This window comes from Fischerella sp. PCC 9605, assembly GCF_000517105.1.
GTDB lineage: Bacteria > Cyanobacteriota > Cyanobacteriia > Cyanobacteriales > Nostocaceae > PCC9605.
The window spans coordinates 14,893-29,878 of record NZ_KI912150.1 but is presented as its reverse complement, the minus strand read 5'-3'; the positions used below and the strand labels follow the sequence as shown (position 1 = coordinate 29,878).

Below are 14,986 nucleotides of genomic sequence, written 5' to 3'. Positions count from 1 at the left end.
ACCAATGACTATTAACAAACAACTAATGACTAATAAAATTAATATTGCTGTTGTTGGAGTTGGGCGCTGGGGCAAACATTTGCTGCGAAATTTTCTAGAACATCCCCAAGCAAAAGTTGTAGCAGTAGTAGACCCAAATCCAGAACATTTGGCAACAGTAAAACGACACTATATTTCAATCAACAATATAGATGACGAGATACTATTTACACATGAATGGCAAGCAATAAAGCAACTAGCAATTTTAGATGCAGTAGTAATTGCTACACCAGCTAGTACTCATTACTCCCTAGCTACTGATGCATTAAATTGGGGATACCACGTTTTAGCAGAAAAACCTTTAACTTTAGACCCAAGAGAATGCTGGGAACTCTGTCAATTAGCAGAAAAACAGCAACGGCAACTCATGGTTGACCACACCTATTTGTTTCATCCAGCAGTTGAGCGGGGACACGCTGTAGTTGAGGGAGGAGATTTAGGTAATTTACGCTACGGCTATGCCTGTCGCACCCACTTAGGGCCAGTCCGCCAAGATGTTGATGCACTGTGGGACTTAGCCATTCATGATATTGCTATATTTAATACCTGGCTGAGTCAAAAACCCGTGAGCGTGCAAGCAATGGGTAGGGTGTGGCTACAGTCGGGAGTGGGGAGAAATGTAGAGACGCGCCATGGCGCGTCTGGGAGAGGGACAGATGTAGAAGAAATTTCCCCCCCTCTTCCCCTCTCCCTCTCTCCCTCTCTTTCCGATCTGGTTTGGGTGACACTAACTTACCCTAATGGTTTTCAAGCTTATATTCACCTATGTTGGCTCAATCCAGATAAACAGCGACGGCTAGCAGTTGTGGGTAGTTGTGGCTGTTTGATTTTTGATGAAATGTCAGCCACATCACCTTTAACTGTGATGCATGGTGAATTTGAAGTGCAGGGAAATAAATTTATGCCTGTAAATCAAAGGCAACAAGTCTTGCAAATAGAAACAAGTGAACCATTAAAACGAGTTTGCGATCGCTTTCTTCGCTGCGTCCACAGCAACACTCCTTGCATGGTTTCATCTGGCTGGGTAGGCACAGAGTTAGTAGAAATTCTCACTGCCCTTACAGAATCTCTCAACCAGGGTGGCAAACTTGTTTTTCTGGACAAAAATCGGTAGTGACTCTTGAGTCTAGAGTGAGAGAGGATATAGGAACAATTTCGCTTTTTACCTCTTCCTTGGCTTCCTCTACTTCATGGCATGGGGTTGGGGGACTTTGGGGTGCCCACACAATCGGGTTGGGGGACTTTGGGGTTCCCACACAATCGGGTTGGGGAGAAAGACTTCCGCAAGGTGCTGCCTTCCCTACTTCCTCTTTCTCCTGAGAGACATTTATTAAAGGTAAAGTAATTTTAACTGTCGTACCTTGATTGATCCCATTACTCTCCAGAGTAATGCTGCCTCCCATAAGTTCGATCAAGTTTCGTGAGATCGCCAATCCCAGTCCCGTACCGCCAAACTTGCGTGTAGTACCGTCATCTACCATTACAAACGGACGAAATAGTTTTTGTTGTTGGGCGGGATCGATACCAACACCTGTATCTTGAACTGCGACAGTCACCTGAGATTTACGATCAATATCTTGAATTTCTGTGCTGATTGTGATGCTGCCTTCTTCAGTGAATTTAGTTGCATTGCCAATGACATTAATCAGTACTTGTTTCAGCTTGGCTGAGTCTGCATTCACCAAAATTGGCTCGCTCATCTGCTGAGGAATATTTAACTGCAAGCCTTTTTGTTGAATATTTACTGATTGTAAATTAATTACCTCCTTGAGTATTTTTTGGAGGTCAATTGGTTCTAAGGATACCGATAGTTTACCAGCTTCTATTTTAGAAATGTCGAGTAAGTCATTGATGATGCCTAGTAAATGAATTGCTGTGTCATCGGCACGTTTAAGAAACTCTAATTCTTCTTCTCGGTCATCACACAAACCATCTCGAACTACGCGAACGCAGTTAATAATAATATTTAATGGATTCCTCAATTCATGGGAAGTTGTCGCTAAAAATTGGCTTTTACTTTGGTTAGCTGTTTTAGCTTCTTTCCATGATCTTTCCACTTCCTCTGCCCAAGCTTTAAGTCGTTCTACCATTTGGTCTAGTGCTTGTGCAAGTTGATTGAATTCCCGGATTTTGAAATTACCTGGAACTGGTTGTGCTGTGTGGTGACTGTGGAGATTCAAAGCATAGTCTCGCAGTTCTTCGACGGGAAGTGCTAGGCAACGAGCTACATATAAAGAAGCCAACACACTTGCGCTAATTAAACCTACTGTCAAAACAACGAGAATGAGTTTGAATTGCTTTAAATCATACAAAGCATTGTCCAGACTAGTAACCGCTAAAATCACCCATTTTTGCTGCTGTCCTTTAATTAGGGGAATGTCGATCGCGGTATAACCAGCTAGTAATTCTCTCCCATCTGTTCCAAAAAACAAATGCAGAGAATCTTGTTTTCCTGCAATTGCATTTTTGACGATCATTTTGAGTCTGGAAGCATCTATATGCTGAGCAATATTAGTCCCAATCAAACTCGCGATTGGATGTGCCCAGATTGTCCCATCTTCAGCAATAACTACTGTAGAACCTGTCAACAACCCTGGTTTTTGATTCGTTTGTTCGTATAATAAAGCTGACTTCAGACTCAAGATATAACGTAATCGACCAGCACTATCATAGACAGGTGCTGATAATAATAATTCCAGTTTATTTTGTGTATTTCTTTTGCCAGTTGTTCCTGGAGTTGGTGGCAATATTGTTTCCACCGTAAATTCTGCATTGGAGAAAGAAGATTTCCATTCACCAATTGGTTCGTCGCCACAAGTTGTGGCAACAATTTGACTGCTTTGGTGATTTGTTAATTGTATGCACTCAATTTGTATGGGTTGCTGTTGCGCTAGCCGACTGAGAAATTGCTGGATTTGGGCAGGTGTTCCTGACTGAATAATCTGTGTTTGAGTAGCAATTAGTAAGTTACTTTTTAAAGTAGAAATTCTATCGACAATTTTTTCTCCCTTGATAATGGCACTTTCGGTTAAATTTTGACGAGCAGTTTCTAGCAAACTATTGCGTGCTTTTTTATAAGCTACAATTTCTCCTATTAACAAAACTGGAACAGACAATAGCAAAATCTTTGATACTAAAATCCGCCGAAAGGATGATTGACGCTGCTTAGCCATTGGCACTCTCACTTGGCATATGCAAACCACAACAGCAACGATATGCAATTAGTCTAGTTGATATTATTAAGCTATAAATGTTTGTTGTTGCCAAAAATTTTAAACTAAAAAACAGTTTAATAGCAAACAAATAGATAGTATTTAAATATTGAGAGCAACTAGTTGCGATCGCAACTCCGATTCCATGCCAATCAAGTTGTAAGGTCTTTTGTAAACAGGGGTTTGCCTGCATCATGGATTTTGAGAATAAACACGTCAGTAAATATATATAAAAACTATTGAAACAAGCAATGGTGCAACACCGACCTCATACTACTGTAGTTTTGGCCATGAGTGCAGATGGCAAGATAGCAGATGTTACGCGATCGCCAGCTAGATTTGGCTCAAAAACTGATAAGGCACACCTGGAAAAACAAATTGCTGCCTCTGATGCGGCTTTATTTGGTGCTGGTACTCTCAAGGCTTATGGTACAACACTAACCGTATCGCATCCACAATTGCTGCAAAAACGAATACAGGCTGGTAAACCTCCCCAGCCGATTCATATAGTAATTACACACACTGCTAAGCTAGATCCGGAAATTCGTTTTTTTCAGCAGCCAGTGAGGCGTTGGTTGCTTACTACAACCACAGGGGCAGCTTTTTGGCAAAAACGCCCGGAATTTGAGCAGATTTTAGTCTTTGAAACTCCAAGAGGAAAAATTGATATTGCCGCTGCCTCACAACACCTATTAACTTTGGGTATAGCACAATTGGTAGTAATGGGCGGTGGTGAATTAGTTGCCTCAATGTTGGAATTAGATTTAATCGATGAATTCTGGCTAACCGTCTGTCCGTTGATTATAGGCGGTGCGAATGCACCTACACCAGTGGAAGGCAGAGGATTTCCACCACAGTTAGCCCCTCGGCTGCAAATAGTAGAAGTTTATACTGTTGAGCAAGAAGTCTTTCTTCACTATCGAATTTCTCGTGGAGAGGGTTAGTGGTTGGTGGTTGGTTGTTAGTGGTTAGTGGTTGGTGGTTGGTGGTTGGTGGTTGTTAACTATGCCCAATCCCCAATGCCCAATCCCCAATGCCCAATCCCCAATGCCCACTCCTCCTAGTGATTTGCTGCAATTGTTAGTAGATTGGATTACTTTAAGTAAAGCTGTCTTTAATTTTTGTTTCGGAAGCCCGCGATGGTGGAACAACTAAAGCCTCGCTACTCTGTTGCTTGGATTAACAAAATCGCCGAAGTCCCTCAATCAGCCTGGGATGCTTTAGCGTTGCCACTCAAAACCCCGTTTTTAGAGTGGGAGTGGCTAAACAACTTGGAAACATCTGGTAGCGCCACAGCCAAAACTGGTTGGTTGCCAAATCACCTGACTCTATGGCGAGACAGAACACTCATTGCTGCTGCTCCACTTTACTTGAAAGGCCATAGTTATGGCGAATTTGTATTCGATCACCAATGGGCTGACTTAGCACAACGCATCGGTGTGGACTATTACCCAAAACTGCTGGGAATGACACCGTTTACTCCAACCGAAGGCTATCGATTTTTAATTGCGCCTGGGGAAGATGAAGATGAGATTGCGGCGATGATGGTTTATGAAATTGATGCTTTCTGCTTAAAGCACCGCATTTCTGGTTGTCATTTTCTTTATGTAGATCCGCAATGGCGTCCGGTTTTAGAACGCCAAGGTTTTACTGCTTGGTTGCATCACAGTTACATTTGGCAAAATCTTGGCTTTCAAACCTTTGATGATTACTTGGCAGTATTTAATGCTAATCAGCGCCGCAATATTAAGCGCGAACGCAAAGCAGTCGAGAAAGCTGGTTTACGACTGCAAGCTTTGACAGGGGATGAAATCCCTAAGTCATTGTTTGCGCTGATGTATGAATTTTATGCTGACACCTGCGATAAGTTTGGCTGGTGGGGTAGCAAGTATCTGACGAAGCGATTTTTTGAGCAGCTACACGATAATTATCGCGATCGCGTGTTATTTTTCGCCGCATATAGCGAACAATATCAGCGTCAGCCATTCGGGATGTCGTTTTGTCTGTATAAGGACGACAGGATGTATGGGCGCTATTGGGGTAGTTTTCAAGAAATAGATTGCTTGCATTTTGATGCTTGCTATTATGCCCCGATTGAGTGGGCGATCGCTAACAATATCCAAATTTTTGATCCTGGCGCTGGCGGACGACACAAAAAACGCCGGGGTTTTCCTGCAATGCCTAACCATAGTTTGCATCGTTTTTACAACAATCGTTTGCAACAAATTTTGTGTGCTTATATTAATGAAGTGAACGAGTTGGAACAGCAAGAAATTGAGGCAATAAATGCAGAATTGCCGTTTAGTCGGAAATGAAGTTAAGAAAAACTAACTACATAAACAACAGAAGGCGCTGAGCAAGATAAGAATTACACTTGAGAAGGGATAAAACATCCCCAAACAAAGTTGATTTTGATCGTGACTATGGGTTTGGATTTGGAAAAGTTAGCAGCAATAGATGATAAACTTTCTCATCGCCATCTTGACCTTGATCCCAGTGGCTACTTCATTATTTATTTGGAGCGAGAAGCTGGGTTAATTTGTGCTAAGCATTTCACAAATGTAATTGATGAGCGTGGTTTAGCTGTCGATCCAGAAACAGGGAAAGTGATTCCCGCACGGGGAAAAGTAGAACGAACTCACACAACAGTATTTACCGGGAGGACAGCAAAAGAACTGTGCGTTCGGATTTTTGAAGAAACAAAGCCCTGTCCAGTAACTCAGCTAGATCATGCGGCCTATTTGGGTCGAGAATTTGTCCGCGCTGAGATTGCTTTAGTGACAGGGCAAGAGTATGTTCAAGATTAGTTGTTGGTTGATAGTAGTTAGTAGTTAGTAGTTAGTAGTTGCTTTTTTACCACTAACCACTAACCACTAACCACTACCCATTAGAAGATGGTTGAATAGCCAGGTAAATGTAGTAAGTTGCCATCGGGATAATCGTGGCGGCAATTAAAAGCCCTACTACCCAAGCAATAGCGTTACCTTTTTCTTCTGCTTCTGTTTTCTTAAAGGTGCCTTCTACCTGCACTTTTTCAACAGTTTGGGGAGGGCCGGGATCTGGTTCACCAGACAACACAGCTATTAGGCGATCGCTAGCATCTAAAAACGCTTGATTGTATTTGTCGCCGTCTCGCAAAGGTGCCATTAGGGTTTCATCTGCAACACTTTTAGCAATTTCGTCCTTCAGCAAAGACTTCACTTGCTCACCAGTAATAATGGCACTACCGTTAGTAACGGTATCAATCATCAATAAAGCTTGATTTGCTTGCACTTCTGTTGTGGGAAACCATTTTTCAAACAATGCTTTAGTAAAGCTCTCCGGTGTTTCACCATAGTCTAAGCGACGTACGGTAACAAATCTAACTTCATTTCCGGTTTGCTTAGCTAATTCCTCTAAGGTACTGCTAATTTTAGCTTCATTGGCGCGGCTAATGACTTCAGCTTCATCCACAACCCAGGTATTGGGTGTGAGATTGGGGATTTGATACACACCTGTAGCGAAAGCAGGTGTGGCAAATAGGCCAGAAACCAGAATCATCATTACCAGTGGCAGAATTAGCCATTGGATATGTTTTTTCCAGTTAAATACTTGGTTGAGGAGCTGTTTCATCGGATTGATTATGTTGATATAAAGACGTGCTTTCACCAAAAATACTACACAAATATTGACCAAGTCTCGTCTTTCAACTGGTCTTTTGTGGGAAGCTCAATCAATTTAATATTTTTCTGTATAAAAAGTTCGTAGTAAGGGCTTTAGCCCTTTTTTGAGGACTAAAGTTCTCACTACGAACCTTTAATTAAGTAAGCTGATGTGCATTTAAGTTGCATAATCAGGGCGGGCGAGACGCCCACCCCACAAGAACAACAAATCTCTTGTGGGGTGGACATCCTGCCCGCCCTTGTCAAAAAATAAGCACTTTATGTTTAATTACGTCCATCTACTTAATTACGCCGTCATGCTTAAGTCATAAAAATTAAAGTCAAAGACTCATCAGCGTTGTTGAATCAGTGAATTCTGTGAAGAAATATGAATTTATCGAATTGCTGCGTAAATTCTTAATCTTCCTCTGACAATTACACACAGGTTCAAATCAAGGTCGCGCGATTTCATACTTGCATTCTGTAACGCGCATCCGGAAATTAACTAATTAGTCTTGTAGGGTACGTGTATGACTTTAATCTGAGATAAATTCATAAGATCTTGAAGAAAGTCTGATATTGCACATAATGCAATATGTGATATGGCATAGTCTATTAATACTACAGTGGAAGGTAAATACCGTGGTATCTGAGCATTACACCGAGTTATTACTGGCCCACGAGCAGCTACGACAGTATCTCCTGCAAATTGAAGAGCTCGCCGCAGTCCAAGAACGCAAGCGTATTGCCCGTGAAATACATGATTCGTTGGGCAACGCCTTAACTAGTCTTAACATTCAGTTGCAAACGGCCCTCAAGCTTTGGCATATCGATCCTTCTCAAGCAGAACGGTTTTTAACAGAAGCTCAAAGACTGGGAACAGTTGCCATTAATGAAGTTCGTCAATCTGTCAGTTCTTTGCGTGCGAATGATACTCCAGAGCGATCGCTAGAAGAAATGATCGCTTCTGTTGTTGATAATTTTCATCAAGCTACTGGCGTATTACCTTCTACCAGCATTAGCATATCTGCTCCTTTGTCTATCAAGGTAGTAATGACTATCTACCGGATTGTGCAGGAATCCTTGACAAATATATGTAAATATGCTCAAGCAACAAAGGTACAAATTCAACTGAACGTCACTCCAGAAAACGTATTTCTCGTTATTCAAGACAATGGCAAAGGTTTTAGCCTGTCGCAAAAAAAAACCGGGTTTGGCATCCAAGGGATGCAAGAAAGAGTGACAGCCTTACAGGGTAATTTGAATATTGAAACTGAGCCAGGCACTGGTTGCAAGATCACTGTCGAACTGCCATTGCTAGAAGTTCCCGTTTTGGAAAAAAAAACGCCAAAAGTAGATTTTTCTTTGACAATTTCCCAAAAGAACAAGACAAACTCCCAATTCTGTTCTGTACTATCTCTGGAACAGTATAACCACCTAGAAAATATTTTTATAAAAATTGTGGGCCCAGTTGCTCCGACATTATTAAAGCAAGTCGCGGCAAAGGCACACAGTCGCAAAGAACTCGTTGATAATTTGGCAGTTCACATGACTGGAAAACAACGCCTTGAGTTTGAAAAAAAGGCAATGTGTATTTTCCAGGAATCTACAACTACATCAGAGAATCAACTAGATGATTTACCTTGTAATGAGAGCTTTCTACGTCAATGCGAACGAAATTTAGCTGAATTCATCGGTCCAATAGCATCTTTTCTTGTTCAAAAAACTGTCAAAAAAAACCCTCATCTGTCCCGCGCTGAACTTGTGGAAATTCTGGCAGCAGAAATTTCCAATCCACAAAAAGCTTATAGCTTTCAGCAGCAATTACTTTCTAACTTAAATTGATTAAATTAATTATCTTGTCCACGAAGCAGCTTTAGAGCTATTTCCAAACTCGATTTCATCCGGTTAAATGCTACTGCCAATCCACCAATTTCATCATTAGATTTTTCTTCAAAATCGACACTCATATCACCAGTGCTAACTCGTTGAGCTATTTTTTCCATTTTTCTAATTCGCTGAATGATTGCTTTTTTGATTAGAAAATTCAGCAAGAGAACTACGATGGCAAAAATAGCAATTAAAAGTCCCATCATTAAAGACCAAGTATGAGCAGCATCTTTAAAGACTTCTTCAGAAGGAACCGAAATTATTTGTGCAGCAACAATTTCATTAAGTCGCCAACCAAAGCCATGTTCTGTTCCATAAGTTGCCAACAAACTCTTAGGAGCTTTATCTACTGTTGAATGACATTCAAGACAACTCGGTTGTGTAACAGCTAATGGTCGGGCGATGTAAAATACCTCTCCTTGAGGAAGGTTGCGAAAACCAGTAATTTCTTTATTGTTGGAATTTTGTCGAAAACGTTCGACAAGCTGGGCTTCAAAACGATCGGCTTTATCTCGCAAATTAGTAGGATTCAGTGTTGCTTCTCTATATATAAAATTTTTATATTCTTCGTCATTGCGAAATTTTTCAAATATTTTTATAGCAGAGTAAGCAGGTACTGTTTCAGGAATAAATTGTGCTTCAGTTTCTAATCTAGATTTAAGTAGGGGATTTATGCGCTCCTGTGTATACGTTCTAACTGAATTCATTGTACGCATCAGAATTAGCGCTTTAGAAGTCACTTCATTTTGCGCTCTATGCTGAAGTAAAGTTGATAGGGCAGTACTAGTCACTAAAATACTAATGATAAAAACTAGTATTAGAAGCAAGTTGACTTTAGTGCCAATATTTAAGTTTTTTAACATATATTTTTCTCATTCAATTGACACACTATTCTAGTATCTTAGCCGATTCGACAATATTTCTAGTTATACATATCAGATAATTTAAAATTCTAGAAATACTCTTTTATTACTGTTCGGTAATGCTAGCCATTACTTCCAAAAAAGCTATGAGATTAATCATAAATTAACCATGATTCACTTAACTATCATTAATAATGATTAAGCAATTTTCACGTCGTGACTTTCTTCTATTTCTACTATCTTTAACAGTAGCCTGTCAATCAAAATCGAAATACCAAGGTGAGTTAACTATTGGGGCTATCAATTACAGTGGCGGAGAACAAATAATTAACGAGTACGCTAAGTTCAATAGCTACTTGGGTGAAAAAATGAAGGCATACATTCAGTTAGAGCCTGCTTACAATGAAAATCAAGCAATTGAGCGCTTAAAAGAACGCTCTTGGTCATTAGTATTTGCTCCACCAGGTTTAGCAGCTATTGCAATTTCTCGTTATCAATACACTCCAGTTTTTCCTTTAATTGGTGACAGTAATTTGCGCTCAGTTATTGTTGTAAGTAAAGATAGCTCGCTTGGCGAATTAAAAATGCTAGAAGGCCAAACTGTTGTATTAGGTCAACCAGGTTCAGCAACAGGATATTATTTACCCCTTTACAACCTTTATGGTCTGACATTGGGTGAGATTTTATTCGCACCTACACCTAAAACAGTTTTAGAATGGGTGGCCCAAGGTAAAGCTACTGCTGGTGCGGTTTCAATCGCAGAATTGGATCTTTACGGTTCGCAGTTAAGCCAGACCGGATTTCGCATACTTTTTAAAGACCCTCATTTGATTCCACCTGGTGTTGTTTTGGTTGGGCCGAGTGTGGAACGCAAAAATCAAGAGTACATCCGCCGAACCTTGAATGAATTTCCTTCAAGTTTGGCTCAAGAGGTAGGGTATGTACCTAATGGAAAAGTACCAGATTACTACTACATGATTGCTGTAGTAGAACGGGTAATGGCGATCGCTTCCCAAGTGCAAAACAAACCTGTTCGTTTATTTTGAGTTGATTAAGGGTTAATTTAACTCTTTTAATTTTTTCATAATAGAAATTTAACCAGAAACAAATGACAGATCCCCTACTTCTGGTCAGAAGTAGGGGATTTTACACATTTACTTAAATCTGCTTACGACTTTCGTTGAGCAACTAAGTAAATTTGTCTACAACTTTCGTTGAGCGATCGCCCAAGGCTCCAACAAAAGTCTAGAAGTTGCTGTTTGATGCTGCAATTGGATTTAAAAGATTCAAAATAGGTAGTTAACGAGGTCAGTTTTGGCAACAGTTGCCACTTGATTATGAGTCTCTCATTTCCCGTCCGCTCAAATCCATTTCGCTTTCTGCTCTATACCGAATGGGGGTTAGTGGCAACTTGTGCTGTAGCTGACTCCCTACTGTCTGTTATTTTCTCGCGATCTCCTCATTTATCGATTCCACCCCTGTTGATTTTGGTTGTCTTCGGTTTCATGGGGTTGGTACTGCCTAGTGGCAAAACAGTTTACAAAGTACTTTATACAGCTATTGAAATCGGGCTAGTTTTATTTGGAGCAGCGTTAGGATACTTACAATTGTGGCCCGTGCTGTTGATTATAGTGGTAATCCGCAGTAGCTTTTTGTTTGATTTGTCGGGGCGCTACCTACTAGCTGCTTTGGTTTTTTTCCTGTTCTTGGTTCTACAGATCAAGATTAATAGCAATATTGGCTTGTCTCTAACACTCTCGGAGCAAGGTAGATTTTGGCTGAGCCAATTGAGCTATGTGCTGCTGTTTGGCATGGCATTATTGTTTTTGCTGCAACTGGTGAATATGGTACTGAGCGATCGCCAGATGCGGGAACAACTTACAATTGCTTGCGAGCAACTGCGACAGTACACCCTGCAAATGGAAGAACTCGCCGCCGTGCGGGAACGCAACCGCCTTGCCCACAATGTCCATGATTCTCTCGGACATGCTTTAGCTGCCTTGAATATTCAGTTACAAGGCGCTCTCAAATTTTGGCAAGTAGACCTAGAGCAAGCCCATCAGTTTATTGTCGAGTCCAAACGGCTTGGTTCTATGGCTATGCAGGAGGTTCGTAGTTCAGTCAATACGCTTCGTGCTGATGTACCAAAAGAGCGGTTTCAGACAGCGATCGCATTTCTTATGCAGGAATTCCATTATGCCACAGGCATTTTACCCACTACTCAATTGAACTTAGATGTTCCTTTACCTGTAGAGGTTGCCAAAATGCTCTACCGGCTTATGCAAGAAGCACTGAAAAATATCTACAAACACGCGGAAGCAACAGCAGTTAATATTCAGTTGAGTGCTACCCCAGAGCAAGTCCATCTCATGATTGAAGACAATGGCAGAGGATTTCAATTAGATCAAAAACCGCTGGGGTTTGCTCTCCAAGCAATCCGAGAAAGAGTTACCCTCTTAAAAGGTCAATTCCAAATTGAAAGTAGTCCAGGTGCTGGTTGTCGCATTACTGCGAGACTACCCTTATCAGAATCCTCAGTTACTATATCGCAGCCTGCGAGAGTAATCTCAGATCAAAGCTGGAAACACCCTACCCTCCAGAAAAGTTTTGTACAAAAATGTCAGCGCGATCTCGCTGAATTAATCGGCCCGATGGCGATCGTTGTAGTTCAGGAAACAATAAAATCTTCTGAGCAACTTTCTCCAGAAGAACTGGTATTGAAGTTAGTAGCAGAGATTGGAGACTCCAAAAAAGCAGTGGAATTTCGGCAGCGCTTACTTTCTTAGTAGATCGGCACGAATAAAGTTAACTCGTAAGGGTCGTCATTTGTCATTTGTCATTAGGAGCCAGGGGCTGCTTAATTCTCGTTACTAGGTTGAACCTGGTAACGAGGGTTTGGAGGCTCCGCCTCCGATCTGTTCCATAGGGGTGCAAGACTCCCATGCACCGGGGCGCACAGCAAAGGATGAAAATCTCTCTTCCAATGACGCCAGGTGCTACAACGGGGGCAACCACCAAGGGCGCACTGGCTCCCCAATGCCCCATGCCCAACTTTCAAGACAGTCCTCCCACGGACTTTTCACCCACAACGAGGGAATAAAAATCTCTTCCCCGATCTCCAATCCCCGATCCCTTTTACATATTGCTGCCACATCCGACTTTAGTCATAGCTAATTTTACTTATTCAGTCAACGAAAGTTAGAGGTAGTTTATATATTTCGTTGCACAGGGATTCAAGACATTCTTCAGATGTTTTTTCCTTATTAAATTTTTACGATGAAGATAATGCTATAGAAATGAAAAATGGATTTTTCATGGATATGAAAACTAAGAAAAATGATAAATAGTTCCAAGCTTGCCAACAAATTTACCTTGCTCCTATCGCTAGTTTTTATAGGGGCGATCGCGTTTAGTGGATTGGCTTTATCAAAGGCACTTGAATACACAGCTGAAAATGAAATCAACTACAGAGCGCAAGTGCTGATGCAAATGGTCAATTCAGTTAGAGACTATAGTAGTAGCCACATAACAAGCTTGTTAGAGCCTTATCTAAAAAATCAGGAAAAGTTTGTTCCTGAAACAGTACCTAGTTATGCAGCTAGGGAAGTATTTGAGAATCTACGCGACAAAAAAGAATATCAACATTACCTTTACAAAGACGCCACACTTAACCCAACAAATTTACAGGATCAAGCTGATGAATTTGAAACTAATCTTATAGAAACCTTCCGTAATAACCCAAGCTTGCGATCCAAATCAGGTTTTCTGACTGCATTTGGAGAGCAATTGTTTTATAGCGCCCGTCCTTTTTCTATTCAAAATCCCAAGTGTCTTAGTTGCCATAGCACTCCCGAAATGGCACCCAAGAGCCTTGTAGAAACCTATGGAACAGAGCATGGTTTTGGATGGAAGCTCAATGAGATCCTCGGTATTCAAATAATTTATGTTCCTGCCAGTCAAGTTTTTGAGAACGTTCGCAAGAATTTTTCCTTATTCATTGGTATTTTTATTGCAATTTTCGCCTTGGTCATTATTCTGATTAATTATTTGTTGAAGCTAAATGTAATCCAACCTATCAAACCAATGGCTCAACTGGCTCAAAAAATTAGTACTGATACAATTAATTCTGATGAAGCAAAAGAGTATGAAATTAAAAATCTGACAGTACTTGTTAAACGCACTGACGAATTAGGACAGTTGGGGCGAGTCTTTCAGAAAATGGTTCGTGAAGTCTACGCTCGCGAGCAACGCCTAAAACAACAGGTGCAGGAACTCCGCATCAAAATAGACGAAACCAAGATGGCTCGCCAAGTGGATGAAATTGCTCGCAGTGAATACTTCCAGAAATTACGCAAAGAGGCAAAAGATATTAGAAATAAATGGTCAGAATCAGATGAATAAGTTTTGGTGGTTGTAGAGACGTGCCATGGCACGTCTGTACATTGGTTAGTGGTTGGTGGTTGGTGGTTGTTTGGAAGTACAAGTAACTACCGAGTTAATTAAATAGTTCACATCAGGCGTAATTTTGAAATTTTAACTCTGAATTGAGGATATTTATTATGTCTAAAGTCATTTCTATCCATTCATTCCGTGGTGGAACAGGTAAATCAAATGTAACTGCTAATATAGCCACTTTGATCGCTCGTTCTGGTAAGCGGGTTGGTATTGTTGATACTGATATTCAATCGCCTGGAATTCATGTTCTTTTCGGTCTCGAAGAAAATAAAGTAAGCTACACCCTGAATGATTATCTGTGGGGTCGCTGTCCGATTGAAAAGGCTGCTTACGACGTTACACCACTGCTGAAAATGAAGCAGAAAGCCCCTGCAATCAGAGGTAATATTTATCTAATTCCTTCCAGCATCAAGACTGGTGAGATTTCTCGCATTTTGCGTGAGGGATACGATGCACGCCTGCTTAACGATGGTTTTCAGCATTTGAGCAAACGCTTAAAACTGGATTATCTTTTTATTGACACTCACCCTGGCATTAACGAAGAAACCCTACTGTCTATTATTATTTCCAATATCCTTGTGGTCATCCTTCGACCAGATCAGCAAGATTACCAAGGTACGGCTGTAGCTGTTGATGTGGCTCGCAAGTTAGATGTTCCTAGCATTATGCTGGTAATCAATAAGGCGCTGCCAACTTTTAACTTTCAGGCTTTGCGGCAACAAATAGTTTCAACCTACGGTACAAATGTGGCTGGCATCTTACCTGTGTGTGAAGAAATGTTTTATCTGGGTAGCAGCGATATTTTCAGCTTGCGCTACCCCGATCATCCTTGGACACAAGAAGTAAGTGCGATCGCCAAGCATATCCTTAACCATAGGTGAAGTAC

At 41.0% G+C, this 14,986-nt stretch carries 12 protein-coding genes; 9 read left to right on the top strand and 3 right to left on the bottom strand.

What is annotated here, in order from left to right; genetic code table 11:
* Positions 1-25 precede the first annotated feature (25 nt).
* The gene (locus FIS9605_RS0123560; protein ID WP_026734789.1) at positions 26-1,153 is read left to right on the top strand and encodes a Gfo/Idh/MocA family protein; all 1,128 of its coding nucleotides are present in this window, start codon (positions 26-28) and stop codon (positions 1,151-1,153) included.
* Here FIS9605_RS0123560 and FIS9605_RS0123555 read toward each other — a convergent pair.
* Complete coding sequence (locus FIS9605_RS0123555) at positions 1,110-3,212, bottom strand: sensor histidine kinase (RefSeq protein ID WP_026734788.1); 2,103 nt, start codon at positions 3,210-3,212, stop codon at positions 1,110-1,112. The two genes, FIS9605_RS0123560 and FIS9605_RS0123555, sit on opposite strands and share 44 nt — an antisense overlap.
* A 290-nt stretch (positions 3,213-3,502) precedes the next feature.
* Between FIS9605_RS0123555 and FIS9605_RS0123545 the strand changes: the two genes are divergently transcribed.
* From FIS9605_RS0123545 to FIS9605_RS0123530, 3 genes are all read left to right on the top strand, one after another.
* Positions 3,503-4,195 (top strand): RibD family protein, encoded by a 693-nt coding sequence (locus FIS9605_RS0123545; protein ID WP_026734786.1) that lies wholly within the window; start codon positions 3,503-3,505, stop codon positions 4,193-4,195.
* Between the two features lie 195 nt (positions 4,196-4,390).
* Positions 4,391-5,566, top strand: a complete 1,176-nt coding sequence (locus FIS9605_RS0123535; RefSeq protein WP_026734785.1) for a GNAT family N-acetyltransferase — start codon at positions 4,391-4,393, stop codon at positions 5,564-5,566.
* Positions 5,567-5,674: 108 nt separating this feature from the next.
* The gene (locus tag FIS9605_RS0123530; RefSeq protein WP_026734784.1) at positions 5,675-6,058 is read left to right on the top strand and encodes a DUF4346 domain-containing protein; all 384 of its coding nucleotides are present in this window, start codon (positions 5,675-5,677) and stop codon (positions 6,056-6,058) included.
* A 73-nt stretch (positions 6,059-6,131) separates the two neighbouring features.
* Here the strand turns inward: FIS9605_RS0123530 and psb32 are convergent, their stop codons facing one another.
* The gene (psb32, locus tag FIS9605_RS0123525; RefSeq protein ID WP_026734783.1) at positions 6,132-6,863 is read right to left on the bottom strand and encodes a photosystem II repair protein Psb32; all 732 of its coding nucleotides are present in this window, start codon (positions 6,861-6,863) and stop codon (positions 6,132-6,134) included.
* A gap of 671 nt (positions 6,864-7,534) precedes the next feature.
* Between psb32 and FIS9605_RS37935 the strand changes: the two genes are divergently transcribed.
* Complete coding sequence (locus FIS9605_RS37935) at positions 7,535-8,737, top strand: sensor histidine kinase (RefSeq protein WP_063748480.1); 1,203 nt, start codon at positions 7,535-7,537, stop codon at positions 8,735-8,737.
* A 5-nt stretch (positions 8,738-8,742) separates the two neighbouring features.
* On the opposite strand, the gene FIS9605_RS0123515 is transcribed toward FIS9605_RS37935, so the two are convergent.
* Entirely contained in the window at positions 8,743-9,645 is a 903-nt protein-coding gene (locus FIS9605_RS0123515; protein WP_026734781.1) for a c-type heme family protein, read from the bottom strand.
* Between the two features lie 194 nt (positions 9,646-9,839).
* Between FIS9605_RS0123515 and FIS9605_RS0123510 the strand changes: the two genes are divergently transcribed.
* The 4 genes from FIS9605_RS0123510 to FIS9605_RS0123495 all read left to right on the top strand — a co-directional run bounded on the left by FIS9605_RS0123510 (position 9,840) and on the right by FIS9605_RS0123495 (position 14,981).
* Complete coding sequence (locus FIS9605_RS0123510) at positions 9,840-10,691, top strand: phosphate/phosphite/phosphonate ABC transporter substrate-binding protein (protein ID WP_026734780.1); 852 nt, start codon at positions 9,840-9,842, stop codon at positions 10,689-10,691.
* 291 nt (positions 10,692-10,982) lie between these two features.
* Positions 10,983-12,431, top strand: coding sequence for a sensor histidine kinase (locus FIS9605_RS37930; RefSeq protein ID WP_082209844.1), 1,449 nt, complete (start codon positions 10,983-10,985; stop codon positions 12,429-12,431).
* A 550-nt stretch (positions 12,432-12,981) separates the two neighbouring features.
* Positions 12,982-14,046: a Tll0287-like domain-containing protein gene (locus FIS9605_RS0123500; protein ID WP_026734779.1), complete on the top strand. Its 1,065-nt coding sequence runs from the start codon at positions 12,982-12,984 to the stop codon at positions 14,044-14,046.
* A 158-nt stretch (positions 14,047-14,204) separates the two neighbouring features.
* Positions 14,205-14,981, top strand: a complete 777-nt coding sequence (locus FIS9605_RS0123495; RefSeq protein WP_026734778.1) for a MinD/ParA family ATP-binding protein — start codon at positions 14,205-14,207, stop codon at positions 14,979-14,981.
* Positions 14,982-14,986 lie beyond the last annotated feature (5 nt).

Bases quoted from the DNA above. Each gene is read 5' to 3' on its own strand.
- FIS9605_RS0123560 (WP_026734789.1), top strand. From the start codon at position 26: ATGACTAATAAAATTAATATTGCTGTTGTTGGAGTTGGGCGCTGGGGC.
- FIS9605_RS0123555 (WP_026734788.1), bottom strand. From the start codon at position 3,212: ATGGCTAAGCAGCGTCAATCATCCTTTCGGCGGATTTTAGTATCAAAG.
- FIS9605_RS0123545 (WP_026734786.1), top strand. From the start codon at position 3,503: ATGGTGCAACACCGACCTCATACTACTGTAGTTTTGGCCATGAGTGCA.
- FIS9605_RS0123535 (WP_026734785.1), top strand. From the start codon at position 4,391: ATGGTGGAACAACTAAAGCCTCGCTACTCTGTTGCTTGGATTAACAAA.
- FIS9605_RS0123530 (WP_026734784.1), top strand. From the start codon at position 5,675: ATGGGTTTGGATTTGGAAAAGTTAGCAGCAATAGATGATAAACTTTCT.
- psb32 (WP_026734783.1), bottom strand. From the start codon at position 6,863: ATGAAACAGCTCCTCAACCAAGTATTTAACTGGAAAAAACATATCCAA.
- FIS9605_RS0123515 (WP_026734781.1), bottom strand. From the start codon at position 9,645: ATGTTAAAAAACTTAAATATTGGCACTAAAGTCAACTTGCTTCTAATA.
- FIS9605_RS0123510 (WP_026734780.1), top strand. From the start codon at position 9,840: ATGATTAAGCAATTTTCACGTCGTGACTTTCTTCTATTTCTACTATCT.
- FIS9605_RS37930 (WP_082209844.1), top strand. From the start codon at position 10,983: ATGAGTCTCTCATTTCCCGTCCGCTCAAATCCATTTCGCTTTCTGCTC.
- FIS9605_RS0123500 (WP_026734779.1), top strand. From the start codon at position 12,982: ATGATAAATAGTTCCAAGCTTGCCAACAAATTTACCTTGCTCCTATCG.
- FIS9605_RS0123495 (WP_026734778.1), top strand. From the start codon at position 14,205: ATGTCTAAAGTCATTTCTATCCATTCATTCCGTGGTGGAACAGGTAAA.